Origin of the sequence: Mycobacterium sp., assembly GCF_040398885.1 — a bacterium.
Classification (GTDB): Bacteria; Actinomycetota; Actinomycetes; order Mycobacteriales; family Mycobacteriaceae; genus Mycobacterium.
Window position 1 is genome coordinate 1 of record NZ_JBBATF010000176.1, and the last position, 5,593, is coordinate 5,593.

Genomic DNA, 5,593 nt, shown 5'->3' on the forward strand with positions numbered 1-5,593 from the left:
GCCGCCGCCGAGTACGCCGGCAGCCCCCCGTCAGGTGACCTACAGCGTGACCGGCACGAAGGCACCCGGCGACATCATCACAGTGACGTACGTCGACGCTTCAGGCCGGCGCCGCACCCAACGCAACGTCTACATCCCGTGGTCGCTGACGGTGACGCCGATCTCCCAGTCCGACGTCGGCTCGGTGCAGGCCTCCAGCCTGTTCCTGGTCAGTAGGCTGAATTGCTCCATAACGACTAGCGACGGGACGGTGCTGTCATCGAACCAGAACAACGCCGCGCAGACGAGCTGCTGATGGCTCCCGAATCGACGGTGCAGGAACACCCCGGACGGTCTCCGGAGAAGGTCGACCGCCTGATGGTCGGCATCTGCGGGGCCATCTGGCTGGTTATGCTGGCCGCCGCCGTATTCGCGACGGTGGCAATGGTGCGGCTCGGCAGCGGGCACGCCGGCGGTGGCGACCGGCAGTCGTCCTGGCTGCTGTACAGCATCATCGCCGTGTCGGCCCTGGTCATCCTGGCTGCGATTCCGCTGCTGTTGCGCGCCCGGCGGGGCGCCGATGATGCCCGGGACGGCACGCGCGAGGACTCAGCCGAGAACGCGGCCGGAGTCCGGCGGACCGAGCCCCCCACCGAGAAGCTCCGCGTTTTCGGGGTCGACCCCGACGCGAGCCGGGAAGCACAGGCCGGCTCCTCGGCCGCGCGCCGCGCCTACCACGCCCGCTTGGACCGGGTATGGCTGCGGGGGACGACGGCTCTTCTCGGTGCGATGGGCCTGGCCTACACGGCGGTCGCGGTCGGGAGCTATCTGCTGGCCGATGCCGGAGAGTCGGCCGCCTGGGTGGCGTTCGGCCTTGCCGGCGCGCTGGCGATTTCGATGGTGGCCGTGCTGGCGTTCTATCAGGGGCAGCTTCGGGAAGTGGTCGAGGCGGGGGAGTAGGGCTCCGGCCCAACCTCCGGGACGCCGACCGCCGGGGGAGCGGCCCGTCGTCGGCGTACGAGAAGAGCCCCAGCCGTTCGGCTGGGGCTCTTCTCGTACGGACGGCCTGAAGCGTCTACCCGCGGTAGCCGTTGCCGTTGCCGTTCCCGCCGGGCTCGCCGTCCTGGTACTCCTTCAGCGCCGTCAGGGCCCGCACCTCCGAACCGTGGGCCGCTTCGTTCAGTGCGGCGTCCTCGGTTGCCGGATCGGCGGTCAGGAAGCTGCCACGACCCGGCTTGCCGCCGGAGCCCAGCTTGTTCATCCGCTTGGGCAGCGGCGCCCCCTGGTATTCCAGCGGCAGCGGATGCCCGTGGTCGTCGACCGGTCCGAGCGGCTGGTGCAGCTCGATGTAGGCACCGTGCGGCAGTCGCTTGATGATGCCCGTCTCGATGCCGTGCTCCAGAACGTCCCGGTCGCTGCGCTGCAGGCCGACGGCCCACCGGTAGGCGACGAAGAACGCCAGCGGGGGAAGCACCAGCATGCCGATGCGGCCGATCCACGTGGTCGCATTCAGCGAGATGTGGAAGTTGTAGGCGATGATGTCGTTCGTGGCGCTCAATGTCAGCACCAGGTAGAACGCGATCGCCATCGCTCCGATGCCGGTACGTACCGGCACGTCCCGCGGACGCTGCAGCAGGTTGTGGTGGGCGTCGTCCCCGGTGAAGATCTTCTCCAGGAAGGGGTAGAAGATCATCAGGGCGAACACCACGCCCATCAGCACCGCCACCCAGACGGCGGCCGGCACGGTGTGGTTGCCGATGTAGATCTCCCACGGCGGGAAAAGCCGAATCAGGCCGTCGGTCCAGAGCATGTAGAAGTCAGGCTGGGAGCCGGCCGAGACCTGCGAGGGCTTGTAGGGGCCGAGCACCCAGATCGGGTTGATCTGCAGGAGACCACCCATCAGGCCCAGGATTCCCAGGACCATCGCGAAGAAAGCGCCGCCCTTGACCGCGAACACCGGCAGCACGCGGACGCCGACGACGTTGCTCTCGGTGCGCCCGGGCCCGGGGAACTGGGTGTGCTTCTGGAACCACACCAGCGCGAGGTGGAGTCCGATGAGCGCCAGCATGATCCCGGGGAACAGCAGAATGTGCACCGCGTAGAGGCGCGGCATGATGAGGTTGCCGGGGAAGTCCCCGCCGAAGATCGCCCAGTGCAACCAGGTGCCGACCACCGGCAGCCCCAGGGTGATCGAGGACAGTGCCGCCCGGACGCCGGTGCCCGAGAGCAGGTCGTCCGGCAGCGAGTAGCCGAAGAAGCCCTCGAACATGGCCAGGATGAACAGCAGGCCGCCGATCATCCAGTTGACCTCGCGCGGTCTCCGGAACGCACCGGTGAAGAACACCCGGGCCATGTGCACCATGATCGACGCGGCGAACAGCAGCGCGGCCCAGTGGTGAAGCTGCCGGACGAACAGACCGCCACGCACCTCGAAGCTGATGTTGAGAGCGGTCTCGTAGGCCCTGGACATCTCGATCCCCCGCAACGGCTGGTACACACCGTTGTAGGTGACGTGGGCCATCGACGGGTCGAAGAACAGCGTCAGGTAGACGCCGGTGATCAGCAGGATGATGAAGCTGTACAGCGCCACCTCGCCCAGCAGGAACGACCAGTGGGTGGGGAACACCTTGTTGACCTGGCGCCGCAGCGCCGCCGAGGGGTGGTATCGCGAGTCGGCGTTTTCGGCGGCCCTACCGATGCGTTCACCGAGGCGAATGGTCATGATCTGCGCTCCCAGAATGCCGGTCCGACTGGTTCGATGAAGTCGCCGTTGGCGACCAGGTAACCGTCTTGATCGATGGTAATCGGTAGCTGCGCCAGCGCGCGAGCGGCCGGACCGAAAATCGGCCGTGCGAAGTGCAGGGCGTCGAACTGCGACTGGTGGCACGGGCAGAGGATGCGGTAGGTCTGCTGCTCGTAGAGCGAGGACGGGCAGCCCAGGTGCGAGCAGACCTTGGTGTAGGCGAAAAGCTCTCCGAAGTTGAAGCTCTCCTGCCCCTGGCGCTTGACCACCCGGGGCATGTCGACCGGTTTGATCCGGATCAGCATGACCGGGTTGCGCACGCCCATCGCGATGTGGGTCAGGCGCTCGTGGGATTCAACCGTGGTGCCGTCGCCGTCTTCCTCGCGCCAGGGGAACACCGTCTCCATGCCGCCGGCGTCGATGTCGCCCGGGCGGATCTTCACGAACGGCGACTCACCGGGACGCCCGGTGGCCCGGCCGAGGAAAATGGTCTCGCCCTTGCGCCGTGGGGTCCAGTCCGAGGTCCACAGCACGGCCTTGAGGCCGTCCGCGGTGGGGACGACCGGTTTCCACGGGTTCTTGACCAGACCGCCGACGAAGGCGACCAGAGCGCTCAGGCCGAAGGCGCCGGCGCCGATGCCCAGTGAGGCCCAGATCAGCCTCCGCCGCTTGATCGTCGAGCTCTCGAAGGCGTTGACCAGGGTGGCGGCGGTGGTCTTGCGCTCGACCTCGGCCGACGCGCCGTCGTGGCGTTCCTGGATCGAGATCTCCTCGGGGATGAACCGCTTCTGGTAGAGCACCGCGCCGATGCCGATGGCCATGATCGACAGTCCGAAGGTGACGCCGTACAGCGGGGTCGCCAGGCTGTACATGAAGTTGCCCTCGGCGCCGTGCGGCTTGTACTCCCACGGCCAGAACAGGAAGATCAGCAGCAGCGCCAGGCCTGCCAGGCCACCGAGCAGTATCCAGATCGCGACCAGACGCTCCGAGCGCTTCTCGGCCCGGGTGCCGGCGACCGGCCAGCGGTCCTCTTTGAAGACCGTCGTCACACCGTCCATCCGGGCGCCGAGTGCGGTCAGTTCCTCGTTGGAGAGGTTGGCGAGATCCTCGCCGTGCGGCTGGTGCCCCGACTCGTTCATGTGCGTGCCCCGATCCACATCGCGACCGCGATGGCGGCCGCCATTCCGATGGCGAAAATCGCCATGCCCTCCGATGCCGGCCCGAACCCGCCCAGGCCGTATCCGCCGGGATCCTGGGTCTGGGTGGATGAACGGACGTAGGCGATGATGTCCTTCTTCTCCTCCGGGGCCAACTGGCGGTCGGAGAACTTCGGCATGTTCTGCGGCCCGGTCAGCATGGCGGTGTAGATCTGAGCCGGAGTGGCCGGATCCAGCGCCGGGGCGTACTTGCCGGACGACAGCGCACCGCCGCGGCCGGTGAAGTTGTGGCAGGACGCGCAGTTCAGCCGGTACAGATCACCGCCGCGGGCGACGTCGTTGCCCAGCAGCGAGTGGTCGGCGATCTGGCCGTTGGCGTCGCGAGGGACCAGCGGACCCCCGCCGATGCTCTGGACGTATGCGCCCAGGGCGTCTGTCTGGGCCTCGTCGAAGTTCGGCTTCTTGCGCGGGGCCTGGGCCTCGCCGCGCATGGCCGGCATCCGACCGGTCGACACCTGGAAGTAGACGGCGGCCTCGCCGACGCCGACCAGACTCGGGCCGCGGCCGTTGACGCCCTGGAGGTTCGCGCCGTGGCAGGTGATACATGCGGTGTCGTAGAGCTGCTGGCCGGTTCGCAGCAGCGCCGACTGCGATTCGTCGGCGACGGCGACCTGCGGCTTGGGTGTCAGCGTGGCGGCGAGCAGTCCGGCCAGGGTCAGGCCGAAGAGCAGCAGAACGGCACCGGTGAGCCGGCGGCGCAGCCGGCGGCGGGACTTGTCGCTCATCGAACCCCTTCTCGTCAACGGATGAAGTAGATGGTCGCGAACAGGGCGATCCAGACGATGTCGACGAAGTGCCAGTAGTAGGACACTACGATCGCCGCGGTCGCCTGGGCCGGGGTGAACTTGCTCATCGTCGTGCGCAGCAACAGCAGCACGAACGCGACCAGCCCACCGATGACGTGCAGGCCGTGGAAGCCGGTGGTGAGGTAGAAGACGCTTCCGTAGGCGCTGCTGGAGATGGTGGTGCCCTCGTGCACCAGGTGGATGTACTCGTAGCCCTGGCCCAGGACGAAGAAGAGCCCCATCAGGAAGGTGACGACGTACCAGCGGCGCAGCCCGAACACATCGCCCCGCTCGGCCGCGAAAACCCCCATTTGACAGGTGAACGACGACGCGATCAGCACCAACGTCACCGGGACCGCCAGGGCGAGGTTCAGCTCGGTCGGCGGCGGCGGCCAGCTCCCGCCCGAGTGGGCGCGTGCGGTGAAATACATCGCGAACAGTCCAGCAAAGAACATCAGCTCACTGGAAAGCCAGACAATGGTGCCGACACTGACCATGTTGGGCCGGTTCAGCGAATGCACGCGCGACGTTATCGCAGTTCCTGAGGTGCCTACAGCGCTCGTCACAGAAAGAAGTATGACGCTTTGTAGTTGGTCAGGTACAGCCAGGGGCGGAATTGGTCACAACAAGTTTTCGGCAAGCCGCTGACCTGCGTTTGTCGCGGGCCGACGACATGCGACGATCAACCGGTGACCACACCGGCCCCCCAGCCCCGCGAGGGCGCCTCGAATTCGTCCTGGCCGCAGGTCCTGGGCCTTCTGACGACCGGCACGGAGTTGGCGGCCGGACAGGCGGCCTGGGCGATGGACCAGATCATGGCCGGGACGGCGACGCCGGCGCAGATCGCCGCCTTCGGCGTGTCGATGAAG

General features: G+C 67.3%; 6 protein-coding genes and 1 pseudogene. 3 read left to right on the plus strand and 4 right to left on the minus strand.

The annotated features are described in order from the left end of the window. Both ADBZ5U_RS13910 and ADBZ5U_RS13915 read left to right on the plus strand, forming a co-directional pair. Positions 1–295: MmpS family transport accessory protein (locus tag ADBZ5U_RS13910; RefSeq protein WP_526811148.1), on the plus strand; the 295-nt coding region annotated here is incomplete at its 5' end. Next, positions 295–939 carry a DUF2561 family protein gene (locus tag ADBZ5U_RS13915; protein WP_526811150.1) on the plus strand — a complete coding sequence of 215 codons (645 nt, stop codon included), beginning with the start codon at positions 295–297 and terminating at the stop codon, positions 937–939. The genes ADBZ5U_RS13910 and ADBZ5U_RS13915, both read left to right, overlap by 1 nt. Before the next feature lie 115 nt (positions 940–1,054). Here the strand turns inward: ADBZ5U_RS13915 and qcrB are convergent, their stop codons facing one another. From qcrB to ctaE, 4 genes are read right to left on the minus strand one after another with little or no spacing between them, the layout of a single operon-like run. After that, positions 1,055–2,701, minus strand: coding sequence for a cytochrome bc1 complex cytochrome b subunit (qcrB, locus tag ADBZ5U_RS13920; protein WP_526811152.1), 1,647 nt, complete (start codon positions 2,699–2,701; stop codon positions 1,055–1,057). Next, a complete protein-coding gene (gene qcrA / locus ADBZ5U_RS13925; protein ID WP_526811154.1) occupies positions 2,698–3,861 on the minus strand; it encodes a cytochrome bc1 complex Rieske iron-sulfur subunit in 1,164 nt (387 codons plus the stop codon). The genes qcrB and qcrA overlap by 4 nt, the downstream gene beginning before the upstream one ends. After that, positions 3,858–4,664 carry a cytochrome bc1 complex diheme cytochrome c subunit gene (gene qcrC, locus ADBZ5U_RS13930; RefSeq protein WP_526811155.1) on the minus strand — a complete coding sequence of 269 codons (807 nt, stop codon included), beginning with the start codon at positions 4,662–4,664 and terminating at the stop codon, positions 3,858–3,860. Before qcrC ends, qcrA begins: the two co-directional genes overlap by 4 nt. A gap of 14 nt (positions 4,665–4,678) precedes the next feature. Beyond that, positions 4,679–5,290, minus strand: coding sequence for an aa3-type cytochrome oxidase subunit III (gene ctaE, locus ADBZ5U_RS13935; protein WP_526811157.1), 612 nt, complete (start codon positions 5,288–5,290; stop codon positions 4,679–4,681). A 123-nt stretch (positions 5,291–5,413) separates the two neighbouring features. On the opposite strand from ctaE, the pseudogene ADBZ5U_RS13940 reads away from it, so the two are divergent. Continuing rightward, positions 5,414–5,593, plus strand: a pseudogene (locus ADBZ5U_RS13940) (anthranilate phosphoribosyltransferase); the annotation flags it as partial.

Bases quoted from the DNA above. Each gene is read 5' to 3' on its own strand.
- ADBZ5U_RS13915 (WP_526811150.1), top strand. From the start codon at position 295: ATGGCTCCCGAATCGACGGTGCAGGAACACCCCGGACGGTCTCCGGAG.
- qcrB (WP_526811152.1), bottom strand. From the start codon at position 2,701: ATGACCATTCGCCTCGGTGAACGCATCGGTAGGGCCGCCGAAAACGCC.
- qcrA (WP_526811154.1), bottom strand. From the start codon at position 3,861: ATGAACGAGTCGGGGCACCAGCCGCACGGCGAGGATCTCGCCAACCTC.
- qcrC (WP_526811155.1), bottom strand. From the start codon at position 4,664: ATGAGCGACAAGTCCCGCCGCCGGCTGCGCCGCCGGCTCACCGGTGCC.